Raw genomic sequence first — 15226 nt, 5'->3', positions numbered from 1 at the left:
AACAGTGAGGTTGCCATCTGTAGTAATTGCCAGTCCTTCAGAAACTGCGATCGCTTTCTCAAACGTAAATAACGTAATTGCAGTTTCTGCTGGGGCATTAGATTCCAAGTTTTCAGAAACAGTATCTAGGCGATCATCGGGTGAACTTGAGTCTAAATTTTTCCTCGGCTCTCTTTCTGCTAACAACGAAAAGACTTGCACTTGCACGCTGTATTGCCAAGATTTACCGAGCAGATCCGACATCAAATCGCCGGAACACCGCAACTCCCAAACTCCCGGTTGGAAGTAGGTAAAAGGAATTACCGCCATTATGCCTTCTGAATTAGTGCGACGCGATCGCTTGAAAATTCGCCGCGTTGGTTGAACTTCCTCAGTTGAAGAGTGAGTTACCCGCACTTCCACGTCTGTATTAAGAAGGTTAGAACGAGCCAAAACTCTATACTGCCCTTCCAAAATTTCCAAATTTGGCGATTCTAGGATATGCCACGAGCGAGCGCCTTGTTTCTGTATCAGAAATTGCCAGTGTTCCATTGTAAGTGATGCCCAGACCGACGAGCCGCTGAGTAATATTGTGTATTAACTTGCTTGCAAGTTTACCTCAGTATTTTAGAAATGCCTCACTTAAATGGCTATCAAGTTAACTCAATTTTACTGACTTGACTTCTCACACTTTAACTACTTACCTCAAGGGAATTTCAATAAGTCGCCGTGTTGCTTGTGCGTAAAGCTTTTGTTGTTTTCTGAATATTAAGTTTGACATATCCTAGTGCTAAATTAACAGGGATGCAATAGATACCGTTAGTTGTCTTTGCTCAACTTAGTGCAAAAATTTTTGTATTATTTTTTACTAAAATTCCCATTTTGCAATAGACACAACGTACAATAAATTTAAATTCACTTGAGAATTGTTATTGAATTGTAATTGCCCACATTTTTGCTGCAAAGAAGTAGGATGTGGTTCTTAAGTGTCCTCTGCGATCGCCCAAGTTAGGCGCAAAGCGAGATTGCAAATTACAACACTTAACCACGCAAAACGCATCCAATCTATCTGAAGTGGCTCTTTGAAGCGCTACAAAACACGTCTTCCCCGGAGTTAAATGTGGGTTGACAATGAGGATTTACAGGAGGGATTCGATGCTAGTCATTTTAATGGACGAGCAAATCCTTGCCCCTGAGCAAGTTTGCCAGTCTTGTTTACTCGCTGACGGGAGCGGTCAACCCCGTTGGCGTGGGGGTCAACTGCGCTGTGGCCAAGCCATTCGCAAACTTACTCAACAACAGCCAGACCAGTATGAGTGCATGATGGGCTTTCGCATCGCCCATATAGAATAGTTGAATTTATCAGCAAGACCTAGCAACTGCGTTATCCTAAGCTCAAGTAACTATTAAAATTTAACCACAGGAGAACGCATAATGTCTTGGCGCGGGTCTACAACAGTTTCAGATCGGATTTTTGCTTCCTTGCCTTATTTGCTTCCTCTAATTGAAGTTTTTGTATTTGGTAGATATTTGCTCTCAGAGTTTCCACCATTACAACTACTGTTTCTGCCGCTTCTGCCATTGTTGAGAATTTACTACGGCGTGCGTTATGCAGGAATGATTATTTTCTTTGCTTTATTTTTGCTGGTAGTAAGAAACGAAAAAATTAGTCACTTTATTCGTTTCAACACCATGCAAGCAATCCTTTTGGACATCATTATCTTTTTGTTTAGCATCCTAACTGATGTTGTGGGACTAGTTCCCTCTGGTGGTTTTGCAATCCAAACCCTATCCACAACCATTTTTATCGGCATAGTGGGAGCAGTCGCATATTCAGTCATCCAGTCTGTGAGCGGGCGTTATGCAGAAATTCCAGCGATTTCCGATGCAGTGTATATGCAAGTGCGTTAGAAGTTAACGGGACGCTACGGTGTTTTCCAGGCGACCGATACCTTCAATTTCTACGCGGACGCGATCGCCTGGATGCAAAGCACTTACACCCTCCGGCGTACCTGTAAGCACCAAATCACCAGGGAGTAGCGTCATCACCTGACTGATATAGGAAACTAAAACATCGGGGGAAAATACCATCTGATCGATACAGGCAGATTGGGCTGGATTAGCGTCGTCATTTACAAAAGTCTGCAATCTTGCTCCTGGATTTAATTCCCGGACAATCCAAGGCCCCAAGGGACAAAAAGTATCAAAACCTTTGGCTCGCGTCCATTGACCATCTTGTTTTTGTAAATCCCGCGCCGTTACGTCATTGGCGATGGTGTAGCCCCAAATTTTGGTTTGGGCTACCTCTGGCGTACATTCAAAGGCATAATCGCCAATCACTAAAGCTAACTCTCCTTCGTAGTCAACTCTATGTGACTGGGGAGGATACTTAATTTCCCTCTCAGATGGAATAATCGACGTAGGTGGCTTAAGAAAGATTAATGGCTCAGAAGGTACTGGAGTTCCCATTTCGGCTGCATGATCTGCATAATTCTTACCCACCGCCACAATTTTTGAGGGAGCGCAGGGAGCCAGAATTTGGTAATTTTCTGGTGTCAAAGTTAAATCAGTGGGTTGTCCATGTAACCAGGGTGGAGCATCTAGCACCTGCACATTCAGGGATAGCTGTAGTAACCCATAGTAAATCTGTCCTTCTGGATTTTGAATTCGCACGTAGCGCTGCGCCATAACCTTGATAAATACCTTTTTTCTGCTTTTTAGTTGCTGTAAGTAGGTAGCAATCGTCAGTTAGCTGTTTAGCCAACCGATTGAGCCTTGAGCAAAAAAGCGATCGCTATAAGATGCCCTTAAAGAAAGGTACCCCTTAGCGAAGCTGATAGCTCGATCGATCTTGTGAAAGAAATATCGGGGTTGCCTCCCAACCTAGTTTTGATTAGGGACATCCAAAAAATCCAAACTTAGGCGATTTGGCTAATGAAACAAAATTGAAAACTGGTAAGATTATAGTTCCTTGTTGCTTCAGATGTTGATTAATACTGGAATTTTGAATAAAATTTAGGTATAAATTAATATCAGCAGCCACTTTTGTCCACGAGGAAACTGAAAAATATGACTACAAATTACGAAACAATGTACATCCTCCGTCCTGACCTCGGAGAGGAACAGGTAGAGCAAGCAGTTACAAAATATCAGAATTTGCTTCGCGATCAAGGCGCTGAAGAGATCCAAATTCAAAATCGTGGTAAGCGCCGTCTGGCTTACGAAATCAAAAAACACCGGGATGGTATCTACATCCAATTAAACTACAGTGCGCCTGCAACTGCGATCGCCCCCTTTGAACGCGCCATGCGTTTGAGTGAAGAAGTGATTCGCTATTTAACAATTAAGCAGGACATTGAAGAAGAAAAACCCCCTAAAGAGGAAAAAGAAAAGCCCACTAAGGTAGCTGCAACACCTGCAACAGTCTAAGAGACTGAGGATTGGGGACTAGCTAGTAACTAGAGACTAGGGAAGAAACTAAATGTCTAATCCCTACTCCCATTCAATAAAATTTTGTTTTTTTCTTTTTTCGTGACTTCTTTGGGAATGCTAAATTAACAAATACTTGCCAAAGGTAGTACTCCCGCAGTTATACCTAAAAGTGGACAAGATTCTGAATGGGAGCTTTAAGCTACTGTGAGCCAATCTGATACACCTAATATTCAAGTTCTCTCGACGGAAGTATCGCAGCTACGCCAGGAGTTGCAACTTCGCGATCAATTAGTGCAACAACTATCTCAAGAACTCTTCCGGCTGGTAAAGGGTAACACTAGTTTTATGCCCCAGCAGCCGGAATTTGAGCGCGATCTGACCCAGTTACACGCTTTACAAGAACAACTCCAAGCTGTAGAACAGCAGGTGGCGTTCTACCAAGAGCAAATTACAACTCGTGACTCCGAAATTTATCAATTGCGACAGTCAGTTCAAGAACTTACCGATCGCACTCGGATGTTGGAGCAAGTAGTACAAGAGTTGCCTCAAATTTACCGTCGGAAGTTTGAGGAGCGGATGACGCCAGTGAGAGAAAAGGTAGCAATGCTACAACGGGAAAACCGCCAACTGCAAGCAGAACTGCAAAGTGTGAGTTACCGTTTAGCACTCAAAACTCGCAATGCTAGTCACAGCGGTATTGATTTACCAAATTTTCCCCGCCCAGCATCCGAACAAACTAATATTTCGACTCCCCAGAATGCCTAAAGTTACCATTATGGTGGAATCTAAGAGGTAGGAAATTGGTGCATAAAAGCGTCTTGGAGGTATCCAAGTAGTAGCTCAAGGCAAAAATAAATATAGAGTTAGAAATAACGTAAAAGCTGATATTCTAACCTTCTTACCTCCTGCTTCCTTTCACTAGTTACGCAGTATATAAAACAATTAGTTTAGAGTAATTTGAAAAACCCTGTCTTTAAAAGGCTGGGGAGTATCACAAACAGTTGCATTTGCTTTGACCAATTTTAGTCATTTCTGAACTTTACTGCTTTAGGTAGATGATTATCCAATAAGCAGATTCATTCATCTGTAATTTATACTGCCTAGCTCAAAGCCATGAGTTTCCCTCAACATTCTTCTCTAGACAAGAAAGAATATCAGCCTGCTAGCACCAGACTGTTATTTTAAAAGAATGTGAAAAAATGCAAATATTGCTTGACTCCGCCATCCTTCTATAGGTAGATTTATTAGTTAGTCTGCTAGCACCAGACTGTTATCTTTGACGGTGGTAAAAATATCTTGGTAAGTGTGAAAAATTTCAAACACTGTATCGAGTTGGGTAAGTTCCAAAATCAACCGTACAGGAGCTTGTACATTGCATAGAACCAAGCGGCAACCACTCTGACGTGCAGCTTTTAAGCCTTTTACTAAAGGAACTAATCCAGAGCTGTCCATAAAGTTAACTTCTGCTAGGTCGATGACCCAGAGTTGATAAGCTTGAGGGACGACTCCAGCCATCTGTTCGCTTAAAGCCTTACCGCCTTCCAAGTCTATGCTTCCTTGGGGTTTAAACAAAATCACTTGAAGTTCTTGTGTGAAAGCCATGAATTTAACAGGGTAATTGGAACACTTGACAAAAAATTGAAAAAGACATCAATACATCTTCTCTTTCAACGACAGTGAAATGACTCTTTTACCCAGATATTTGGGCAATTGCAGTCATACGGTTGAAAGAGCTTATTTCAGTATTCATGTCGTATAATTTGTGATAACTTTCATCAATATAGGCATAAGCGCCTAACAATTTCGGTATCAACCGTATCTTTTACAAAATTTTCACAATTTAAACGGATATTTATAAATTTTCTATAAAATTTTTAATCTTTTTTTAATAAATTATGAATATGTGGTAGTAATTACAAAAATTGTATAATTAACAGTGAAAAGTTAACAATTACCATAGACTAAAATCTATAGATTAGTCAGTATTAAACTAATGACTTAATGACTCTATGTATTAATTTGATTGACACCCCACCCAAAAACAAGCAAAGATATAGTAAAAGTAAAAATTTGTAAAGACGGCGGTGCGGAATGTCTTTAGAGCTGATTTCACTAGAAAATATCCAGGAAGTTGCTCATAATTACGGGTATTGGGCGATTTTTTTCGGAATTTTGCTAGAAAATTTAGGCATTCCCCTTCCTGGTGAAACCGTGACCTTAGTGGGCGGGTTTTTAGCTGGCAGCGATGAACTAAATTTCTGGCTGGTTCTCGGTGACGCAATCATGGGTGCTGTCATTGGTGGCACTTGTGGCTATTGGATTGGTAGAGTTAGCGGTTGGGCTTTTCTGGTAAAAGTTGGCAGCATATTTCGGATTTCTGAAGTGCGTCTGCTGAGTATTAAAGACCAATTTAGTCAAAATGCTGCTAAAGCGGTGTTTTTTGGGCGTTTTTTGGCATTATTACGAGTTTTTGCTGCACCACTAGCTGGTATAGCTGAAATGCCCTTTGGAAAATTCTTTTTATACAACTTGCTAGGAGCAGTTGCTTGGGCTAGTTTGATGGTGACATTAGCTTTTTTTGCTGGCAAAATTGTCTCTTTAGAACAATTGGTTGCTTGGGTGGGTCAATTTGCGATCGCAGCGTTACTAATCCTCGCTGGTTTAATTATTGTGCCCCTGTGGCTGGAATCTCGCCAGGTTAAAGGTGCAGCAGAAGAGTAGTCAAGCATAAACTAAGTGAGAAGTGAGAAGTGAGAAGTGAGGAGTGAGGAGTGAAGAGTAAAGTAAAAAGTGAATTTTTTTAACTTTTACTTTTGTATTTTGCTTTTTTAACTCTTAACTCCTAACTCCTAACTCTTAACCCCTAATCTGCTTTGACCAAATGCGAGTCGGTAGTCCCCAAACGTATATAAAGCCTTCAGCGGCTTTATGGTCAAATTTATCTTCGGCTCCGTAGGTTGCCAAATCGGGAGTATAGAGGGAATTATCGCTCGAACGCCCAACTATCGTAGAGTTGCCTTTGAACAACTTGACTCGCACAGTTCCAGAAACTTGCTCTTGTGTCTTTTGAATAAAGGCATCAAGTGCAACTTTGAGTGGACTGTACCATAAACCGTTGTAAACTATTTGGCTGTAAGTTTCTTCAATCCCACGCTTGTAATGGGTAACATCTGCCGTTAAAGTCAAGCTTTCTAAATCTCTATGTGCCTGAATTAGCACCAACATCGCAGGTGATTCGTAGATTTCCCGCGATTTGATCCCCACCAGACGGTTTTCAATCATATCGATCCGTCCGATGCCGTGATTTCCTACTGCCTGATTGAGTTCTTCAATTAGCTCAACAGGCTTTTTGGGTATGCCGTTGAGGGTTGTGGGCATACCACCGTGGAAACCAATTTCGATGTACTCTGGCTCGTTGGGAGTGTGAACGATCGCTTTGGTCATCTCATAAATTTCTTCTGGTGGCTCAAATAACGGATCTTCGAGTAAACCAGCTTCAATACTACGACCAAGCAAATTCTTGTCAATACTATAGGGGGAAGATTTTTTGACTGGTGAAGGAATACCAAACTTTTCCCCATAAGCGATCGTTTCCTCACGACTCATTCCCCATTCTCTGGCTGGTGCGAGGATCTTCAGGTTGGGGTTTAAGGCGGTGACAGAGACATCAAAGCGAACCTGATCGTTGCCTTTGCCGGTGCAACCGTGAGCGATCGCATCAGCACCATATTTTTCGGCTGTTTCTACTAATACCTTGGCAATCAGTGGACGAGCCAGAGCAGTTCCTAGAGGATAACGATTTTCATAAAGGGCGTTGGCTTGAATCGCTCCAAAGGCGTAATCTTTGACGAAGCTGTCTTTGACATCCGCCACCAGGGATTCACTTGCACCCGATTTCAAAGCTTTTTCTCTGATTGGCTCTAATTCATCTCCCTGACCTAAGTCTGCTGCTAGGGTAATTACCTCTTCCACACCCCACTCCTGTTTGAGGTAGGGGATGCAAACTGAGGTATCCACTCCGCCAGAATATGCCAGGACAACCTTTTTGGCGCGACCCATTAATTTCTCCAGTTAGGACAACAAAGAATGAGTCATTATTATATCTAAACTAATCCATGTATATTTTATTCATGCAACAACCTATAGCAGAAGTTAGGAGCCAGAATTACAGTTCACTCTCAATACAGTTCGGTTAAGGTCTAAGCAGTATTGAGTAGACCTCTTGCACAAATGTAAAATTTGCCTTCATCCCCCAACCCCTTCTCCCAATTTTGTGACAATGGGAGCCAATTTCAAAGTCCCTCTCCCAAGCTTGGGAGAGGGATTTAGGGTGAGGGCTTTTGCTTCACGCAAAAAGTCTAGTTAAAGAAAATTTTTCTCAGCTTGCTACGCGTAGCATTGAGCGTAGAAGAAGGCTTGATTATAAATGGCAAAAAAATTAGGGCAAGTTTACCTAAGTAAGCTCACCCTGATTTGTATTTAATATGAACTGAGTTGTGAAATGCTTGTACAGGCTAAAATGTAGAGTGTAGACAAAATCTTACTGAGCTAAGATTGATGTATTTAATGCGATTGCCTTACACTTTGCAACTTCTCGTTCTTGCGCTTGCGTAGAAACATACCACCTACAGCCAGCATACCTAATGTAATACTAGGCTCAGGAACAGACTTGGGGTCAAAACCAGTAAATTTGTCAGTTCCTAGATGGAAAGAATGGTTGTCACTTTCAAATCCACCACCACCTGTTTGGGTAATGACAATCTTGTTGAAAATATCGTATTTACTATCTGAGTAGAAGTGAAGGTATCCATTGCCTTCACCACCATGCTGTGAGGCACGAATTGGAGCAACTGGGTTCACATCTTCAGTTGTAAATGATTTGATCAGAGTATTGCCATTGTAGAAGGAAAAAACGTTACCAGAACTGATAGCTCCCCAGTCAATACCGAAATAATTGAGGGAATTTCCAAGGTTAATTGTGACTTTATCGCCGTTGAAAACTGCCAAATACTTACCATTATTGACCTCACCATTTGCCCCAGCAGGTGCCCATACATCTGACCTTACACTGCTGGTTCCACTGTTGTTCTCAAATGAGTATTTAGCAAAACCAGTGGTTGGTGCTTGACCATTATTGAAGTTAACAGTTGTCGTACCGGGAAGTTGAGTAAACTCAGAAAAAGCACCTTGGTCAGTTTCTCCATTAGGGCCTGCAATGCCAGTGGTTATTTGGAAGGAAATAGCCTGGGCAGAACCTGCATAGATAAATGAGGAGATTGCAGATAGAGATAGAGCAGCGATACAAGCAATTTTTGTAAGATACATAATTTTGTATTTTTAATTTTTGAAAAGTTCGTTGTCCGACTTGGAATCATTATGTAGTGTCTTTTAAAATAAAAATAGGATGAAAATACTGGATTTCTAGTTATTTGAAAATTTCTAAATTAGGTCAATATTTTGGTATTTAATTAAATATAAATAAGTAGTTTTACTTGCCAAAAATGTTGATATACCATCTGTTATTTGTCAGAGGATAAAAATTTTGTAAAGTTAACTCTTATATATCAAGAATTTGTATCTTCGGATGTTGTCCTGATTAAGGTTCAATCAAGATAACAAACAAAACTGTTTGAAATTCTTTGTTTGCTGATAAAAAGAAATAAACTCGTAGCCATTGCTATTGGTTTTGACATTCTTCCCTCGCTCTATTGACTTTTACTTTTGTAGTCAACTATGCAACCTGAGTGTTTTGACATAGCTAGTAACATGAATTAAACTGAACTCTTGCAATCAACAAAAGAATCTCGATCAATGCATCCAACTGAAAAAGCTGTTGTCCCTACTCGCGTTATTGGTTTAATTAGTGGCACATCCGTAGATGGCATAGACACTGCGTTAGTAGAGATTTCCGGCACAGAATTGGATCTCAAAGTTGAGTTGGTAGCTGGGGCAACATATCCCTATCCAGCCGAACTCAGAGAAAGAATATTAGCAGTTGGTGCAGGCGTTGCCATCTCAATGGCAGAATTAGCAGAAATAGATGATGCGATCGCTCAAGTCTTTGCCCAAGCCGCCCAAAATATTCAGATTGGTCATCAGCCAGCCACTCTCATTGGCTCCCACGGTCAGACGGTTTATCATCGACCACCTGCGGATAGGGGAATAGGGAAGAAAAGCACTGCCTACTCCCCACTAGGTTACAGTCTTCAACTAGGGCGCGGTGCATTAATTGCGCATCTTACGAACATTGCAACTGTGAGCAATTTCCGTGTTGCTGATATTGCTATTGGTGGTCATGGTGCGCCTCTCGTGCCTAGAGTCGATGCTTATTTACTCAGTCATCCCCAGGAGGGGCGTTGTATTCAAAACATTGGTGGTATTGGCAATGTTGCTTATATTCCGCCTCGGTATGGTGACTGGCTCTCAAAAATTCGTGGTTGGGATACTGGTCCAGGAAATAGTCTGTTGGATCTTGCGGTGGAGCATTTAAGCGCTGGTGCTAAAACTTATGATGAAGATGGCAATTGGGCAGCAAGTGGTACTCCTTGCCATCAATTAGTAGAACAATGGCTCAACCAAGACTACTTTCATCTACCGCCACCCAAATCTACTGGACGCGAATTATTTGGTGTGACTTACTTGCATCAGTGTTTAAAAGATGCTCAAGCATACCAACTCAATCCTGCTGACGTACTAGCAACTCTCACAGAACTTACAGCTGCTTCAATTTTTCATAGTTACCACACTTTTTTGCCAGAAATGCCACAACGAGTACTATTATGTGGTGGTGGTAGTCGCAATCTTTATTTGAAACAAAGGTTACAGTTGTTGTTAGGAGCAATACCAGTCTCGACAACAGATGAAGTCGGCTTGAGTGCAGATTTTAAAGAAGCGATCGCTTTCGCAGTTTTAGCCTACTGGCGACATTTGGGTATTCCTGGCAACTTACCTACAGCCACAGGTGCACCTCAAGAAGTACTTTTGGGAGAAATTCACCAAGGTCAATCCTGAGTCAAGAACAATAAACAAGATAAAAAATTTCTTGCATTCTTCACTCGCAACTCAGCACTCGTAACTTAGCACTGCTATAACTGTAGTTTTGGCAGCACTCGAGCAAGACAGGGAATAAAAGGTGGCTCATACTTTTTTATTGGAACCAGGACGCTGGGCAATGGAAGGAAATTGGCTGGAACGTAATGGTATGCCAATTAGCGTCAAGGGTATGACCTTGGTCGCTTGGAATCGAGATAATTGGTTCACTATGGCCACAAAACTGATATTTCCAGGTAGCGATCGCTCTGAAATTTCTCTGCAATATAAGGGGCGGTTGCATGATGGAGAGCGTCAGTATACTTTTTTACTACAACATAATATTTTGGGGCAGGTTGAAGGCGAAGGCTGGATTGGTCTGGATACTATCGTACAGCGTTACTGGGTACTAGGCGATCGTCAGCGTCGTAGTGGCTTTGAAACCCTACACCGAATTTCGCAAGATACATATTACCTCAGTAGTGGTATCTTGGCTGGTCATTTTTTAACTAACACAATGGAAGCTAGCCTAGAGAGGCAGTCAACTTAAAGCCAGTGTTGCCTCACCACTTTGCTGTTCTTCTAAGCCAAAAACCGCCGTTCAAAAAACTCTGGCAACGCACTGGTTTACCAACGCCTAATATCTCCTACCCAACTTTAACCACTCATCGTTTATTCTCACTGACCTACTGAGTTGTATAGTAATAAAGCAATGATCAAATAAATTATGGTCAGAATTTTAATATTTTACCTAACCATGTAGTCAGGAGTTCAGTTTCGTGAATCCTAAAGTCTCCGTTATTATCCCTGCTTACAATACTGAAACTTATATTGGGAAGGCAATAGAGTCAGCCTTAGAGCAAACACTCACTGACATTGAAGTTATCATGGTCGATGATGGCTCAAGTGATAAAACTGTAGAAGTCGCTAAAAGTTTCACCGATCAACGTCTCAAAGTAATAGTTAATCAGCAAAATCTTGGAGCAGCGGCGGCACGTAATCGCGCCTTCAGAGCAGCCCAAGGAGAATGGATTGCTGTACTTGATTCAGATGATTGGTATGCTCCCGAAAGATTGGAAAAGCTGGTGTCTCTAGCAAATAAAACAAATGCAGACATGATTGCTGATGATGTTCATTTGATCAAAGATGGTGCAACATCTCCTTGGAGTACATTGATTCAAGAAAGTGGAGAACGTATAGATAAAATTATCCAAGTTGATATAGTTTATTTTGTAGAAAATGATGTTTATGGGCAACCAGGGTTGCATCTTGGCTTAAGCAAGCCTCTATTCAAACGAGAATTCCTGATTAAAAACAGCATTGAGTACGATGAAGAAATTAGAATGGGTCAAGATTTTTGGATTGACATGAAATGCTTAATCAAAGGAGCTCGCTTTTTTATTGAACCAAAACCCTATTATTTCTACCGTTCACGCCCTGGTTCTCTTGTATATCAAAGCCAATTACCACGTCTAAATCAATACTGCAAAGCTACTAATTCTTTCATGCAACAAGACATTGTGAAAAACAATCCTGCTCTAATGCGTGCTCTATCTTATAATCTTTCAGTCTATAAGAAAAATCTAGCTTATCTTCAAGTTGTAGAACCTATAAAACAAGGAAAATGGTTGACAGCATTCGCAGAAATCAGGAAATATCCGGGTTTCTTCTATGATTTTATGTCCCGATTTAATAGGATTGTCGAGCGTCGAATTCAATACTATGTGATGAATAATAAATCAAGTTTTGATATGTATCCTAACCAACAGACAAAAAGAAAAACTACCACTTAGGCAATTACGGTTTTATCAATAAAAAATGTATCCTTACAGAGTAATATTTAGCTGAAAGGTTAAAAAGATTGTTAGGTAATCAGAAAATGTTTTAAAAGTATTGGGCGAATATAATTCACTATTACACAAACAAAGCTTACCTCCGTGGACTAATGCGAATTTAAGGGTTTGTTAACCTACAAAGGCAGGTAAGGTTTCGTGTAGCCAAGCTAGTGCTGTCTTCTCCCAAAACAAAGCAACGTCTTGTAGAGAAGAGGAGATGCCAAGAGTGATAGCGCATTAGTCAAAATTGGGCAAACTAAAACTACACCACAATTTTTCAATGCACTTGTCCTCCCAAACATTTACAACCTGCTTTTGGAGTCGAATTTTCTATGTCAGACCCCAACATTGGTCGCTTACTCAGCAAACGCTACCAACTCCAAGAGTTAATCGGTACTGGAGCAATGGGTCGGGTTTATCGTGCTAAAGATACATTGTTGGGAGGTGTACCTGTTGCGGTTAAGTTTCTGGCTCTATCAATCCAAAATGAAAAGATGCGATTGCAAGATCGCTTTGAGCGAGAAGCAAAAACCTGTGCTTTACTAGGGCAAAAAAGTATTCATATTGTCCGAGTTATGGACTATGGCGTAGATGACAATAACACCCCGTTCTACGTCATGGAATACTTACAAGGACAAAGCCTGAACAATATTATTCGCAAGCAACGATTACCTTTAGCAAGATTCCTCAGTATGGCGCGTCAACTCAGCCTGGGGTTACAGTGCGCCCATGATGGCATCCCGGTTGATGGCACTATTTGCCCAATTATTCATCGCGATGTCAAGCCAAGCAATATGCTGGTGATTCAAGATCCCAGTTTTGGAGAATTGGTCAAAGTTCTAGATTTTGGTATTGCTAAGTTATTACAATCTGATGGCGACCATACAAAATTTTATTTGGGGACATTGGCTTATTCTTCTCCCGAACAGATGGAGGGTAAGGAATTAGACAACCGTGCTGATATTTATAGTTTGGGCGTCATGATGTTTGAGATGCTCACAGGCAAAATGCCACTGGTGGCACCAACTCACTCTTTTGGTGCGTGGTATAAGACACATCACTATCAAAAACCACGTTCTTTTGCTGAGGCTGCGCCTGGATTAGAGCTACCAAAAGAAATTGAAAATTTGGTGATGAGTTGTCTAGCTAAAAGAGCATGCGATCGCCCCCAAAGTATTACTGAAATCCTCAGAGTTTTAGCATCTTTAGAAAAGCCTGAGCATACACGCAAAATTCAGCAAGTCAGCCATGCCCTAGTTCCTACTATTACAGCTAGCACCGAGCTTGAACAAAAGACCAAAGGCGATTTGCGGGTATCATGGTCAAACGATGAAATCGCTCGTGCCATTTCCTGGCCGAAAAATAAACCAATTGCCGATATTGTGTTTCCCCAGCCCATTCATACCAATGGGGAGGTTTTACCAGCTTTGTGGGTGATGCTACCGCAAGAGGAAATTCAAAAACGTTTACTTTGTACACGCTATAACCAATTTCTTTTCATCTCTATCCCCCATCCCATGCTGCTATGGATTACTGTCATCTACAATCGCAAGCATGGCGCTAAATGGTTGCCTTATTACCTCGATCTTAAAACTAGCCTTGGTCAAGAAACTGCTCGGTTACTACAGCACACAGGTTACTACCGCCTCTTATTCTTTGCACGAGAAGCACCAAATCGCTGTACCCACATCTTACTTTCTAGCGTTGCTTCTGCCCAGCGGCAACGATTGCAAGAGTGGGTCGCAATGAGCAATACGTTGATGTCCTCTGCCGATCCGCAAATCAGTAAAAGTTTACTCAAAAATGAGTACGAAAAGATTAAGCCTCAGATTATAACAAAACTGGAAAGTATTGATACAGATTCTCCATATGATCTTTCGAGCTAGGCATAATTTCTTTATGTTACGTGTTTTATAGGTGGTCGCTCCCAGAATGTAACGTTTTATAAACAAAAGATATATAAAGATGTAACTTCTAGTTATATGTATAAAGAGTGAAATCACTAGCTGCTAAAGCAGTGATGTCCAAATTATCTCTAAATCTTCCTGTGCAGATATTCCAGTAGATTGTCAATTTATGCAGGTGTGATTCCCCCGGTAGACAAAACAATAACAAGTTTGCCTAAAGCAAAGAACGGGTTTAGCGTGCAATGCTAAAGTTAGTCTAGACTCTACCAGATATGCGGTAGACAAGGTTTACTCATTCTTAGTTAATTTCCTGAATTGAACTTTTGCCCAATCTTGTAGAATTACTTATCGAAGTTGACGCCCCGGCATCCCCAGCTCTTTTCCTCCTTGGAACCAAGCAAGAGAAGGAGGTCGCCCACTGCGACATTAGAACGACTCTATGCCATAGTGGAACCTGAATCTAAGCCCCACTGGTGTTTAAGAAGCTCTTGATAAGTTGCCTCGCGCACGACCATTTGCTCATAGAGCTTGACTAAAAAATCTTTAGCTTGATCGTGGCTCATATTTTGCACCTGAGTAGCAAATGAGCAGATGCTGAATTGCTGTTCCAAAGATAGTTTCATTGGTTGATTCATAATTACTCCGAAAAAACAACGCGTAAAGGTGATATCGCTCACAGAAGTCCAAATGGGATAATATTTGGACTCATATCTGTCCAACATTTGTTCCTCCGTATTACGAAAGATAACAATTGTTTGACAGATTGCCCACATCCAAAGTGTGGACTTTTTCTGCTCTGATATCTTGCACCTAATCCTACTGATATACCACCCAAGTCAGCTGAACCATATTCCGGAAAATAAGCTCTATTAGTTCTTGGATAGGTATAACTACCTCCCTCACTCCTTGCTGCTTTGCACGAATCTCCTTTAAAGAAAATATTTAGTGGTATGCAGAACCCGTCTTAGTCTTTGTGTTTAAAAAGTCTAAGATGTTGTCTCCCCAAGCGTGGAAGAAGCTTTGGAGAACGGAAATTTTAAGGAG

Annotated in this window: 14 protein-coding genes and 1 pseudogene; 9 read left to right on the top strand and 6 right to left on the bottom strand. The window is 41.2% G+C overall.

All coding sequences use genetic code 11. The features are described 5' to 3' along the window. A pseudogene (locus RMY16_RS22515) lies at positions 1-531 on the bottom strand (hypothetical protein); the annotation flags it as partial. A 603-nt stretch (positions 532-1134) separates the two neighbouring features. Between RMY16_RS22515 and RMY16_RS22510 the strand changes: the two are divergent. Then, complete coding sequence (locus RMY16_RS22510; RefSeq protein ID WP_094348028.1) at positions 1135-1332, top strand: hypothetical protein; 198 nt, start codon at positions 1135-1137, stop codon at positions 1330-1332. Positions 1333-1413: 81 nt separating this feature from the next. Beyond that, entirely contained in the window at positions 1414-1890 is a 477-nt protein-coding gene (locus RMY16_RS22505; RefSeq protein ID WP_094348027.1) for a Tic20 family protein, read from the top strand. Positions 1891-1893: 3 nt separating this feature from the next. On the opposite strand, the gene RMY16_RS22500 is transcribed toward RMY16_RS22505, so the two are convergent. Then, the gene (locus RMY16_RS22500; RefSeq protein WP_322664199.1) at positions 1894-2667 is read right to left on the bottom strand and encodes a fumarylacetoacetate hydrolase family protein; all 774 of its coding nucleotides are present in this window, start codon (positions 2665-2667) and stop codon (positions 1894-1896) included. Between the two features lie 381 nt (positions 2668-3048). Between RMY16_RS22500 and rpsF the strand changes: the two genes are divergently transcribed. Together rpsF and RMY16_RS22490 are read left to right on the top strand one after the other, a co-directional pair. Then, positions 3049-3408 carry a 30S ribosomal protein S6 gene (gene rpsF / locus RMY16_RS22495; protein ID WP_194042163.1) on the top strand — a complete coding sequence of 120 codons (360 nt, stop codon included), beginning with the start codon at positions 3049-3051 and terminating at the stop codon, positions 3406-3408. Between the two features lie 207 nt (positions 3409-3615). Further along, positions 3616-4176, top strand: coding sequence for an Npun_F5560 family protein (locus RMY16_RS22490; protein WP_194042165.1), 561 nt, complete (start codon positions 3616-3618; stop codon positions 4174-4176). A gap of 483 nt (positions 4177-4659) precedes the next feature. Here RMY16_RS22490 and RMY16_RS22485 read toward each other — a convergent pair whose 3' ends face one another. After that, positions 4660-5013 carry an STAS domain-containing protein gene (locus RMY16_RS22485; protein WP_094348023.1) on the bottom strand — a complete coding sequence of 118 codons (354 nt, stop codon included), beginning with the start codon at positions 5011-5013 and terminating at the stop codon, positions 4660-4662. A gap of 489 nt (positions 5014-5502) precedes the next feature. Between RMY16_RS22485 and RMY16_RS22480 the strand changes: the two genes are divergently transcribed. Further along, the gene (locus RMY16_RS22480; RefSeq protein ID WP_322664204.1) at positions 5503-6132 is read left to right on the top strand and encodes a DedA family protein; all 630 of its coding nucleotides are present in this window, start codon (positions 5503-5505) and stop codon (positions 6130-6132) included. A gap of 135 nt (positions 6133-6267) precedes the next feature. On the opposite strand, the gene RMY16_RS22475 is transcribed toward RMY16_RS22480, so the two are convergent. Beyond that, positions 6268-7470 carry an argininosuccinate synthase gene (locus RMY16_RS22475; protein WP_322738223.1) on the bottom strand — a complete coding sequence of 401 codons (1203 nt, stop codon included), beginning with the start codon at positions 7468-7470 and terminating at the stop codon, positions 6268-6270. A gap of 504 nt (positions 7471-7974) precedes the next feature. Beyond that, complete coding sequence (locus RMY16_RS22470) at positions 7975-8736, bottom strand: PEP-CTERM sorting domain-containing protein (protein ID WP_322738222.1); 762 nt, start codon at positions 8734-8736, stop codon at positions 7975-7977. 486 nt (positions 8737-9222) lie between these two features. Between RMY16_RS22470 and RMY16_RS22465 the strand changes: the two genes are divergently transcribed. The 4 genes from RMY16_RS22465 to RMY16_RS22450 all read left to right on the top strand — a co-directional run bounded on the left by RMY16_RS22465 (position 9223) and on the right by RMY16_RS22450 (position 14161). After that, positions 9223-10422 (top strand): anhydro-N-acetylmuramic acid kinase, encoded by a 1200-nt coding sequence (locus RMY16_RS22465; RefSeq protein ID WP_322738221.1) that lies wholly within the window; start codon positions 9223-9225, stop codon positions 10420-10422. A 121-nt stretch (positions 10423-10543) separates the two neighbouring features. Further along, on the top strand, positions 10544-10990 hold the full coding sequence (locus RMY16_RS22460; protein WP_194046678.1) for a hypothetical protein: 447 nt from the start codon (positions 10544-10546) through the stop codon (positions 10988-10990). Positions 10991-11219: 229 nt separating this feature from the next. Further along, positions 11220-12233, top strand: a complete 1014-nt coding sequence (locus tag RMY16_RS22455; RefSeq protein WP_322738220.1) for a glycosyltransferase family 2 protein — start codon at positions 11220-11222, stop codon at positions 12231-12233. A 374-nt stretch (positions 12234-12607) separates the two neighbouring features. Beyond that, a complete protein-coding gene (locus RMY16_RS22450) occupies positions 12608-14161 on the top strand; it encodes a serine/threonine-protein kinase (protein ID WP_322738219.1) in 1554 nt (517 codons plus the stop codon). Positions 14162-14619: 458 nt separating this feature from the next. Here RMY16_RS22450 and RMY16_RS22445 read toward each other — a convergent pair whose 3' ends face one another. Continuing rightward, complete coding sequence (locus RMY16_RS22445) at positions 14620-14817, bottom strand: NblA/ycf18 family protein (protein WP_041565841.1); 198 nt, start codon at positions 14815-14817, stop codon at positions 14620-14622. Positions 14818-15226: the final 409 nt, after the last annotated feature.

Origin of the sequence: Nostoc sp. DedQUE12b (genome assembly GCF_034530835.1) — a bacterium.
Classification (GTDB): domain Bacteria; phylum Cyanobacteriota; class Cyanobacteriia; order Cyanobacteriales; family Nostocaceae; genus Nostoc.
The sequence above is the reverse complement of the archived record's forward strand: the minus strand, read 5'-3'. Positions and strand labels throughout refer to the sequence as shown.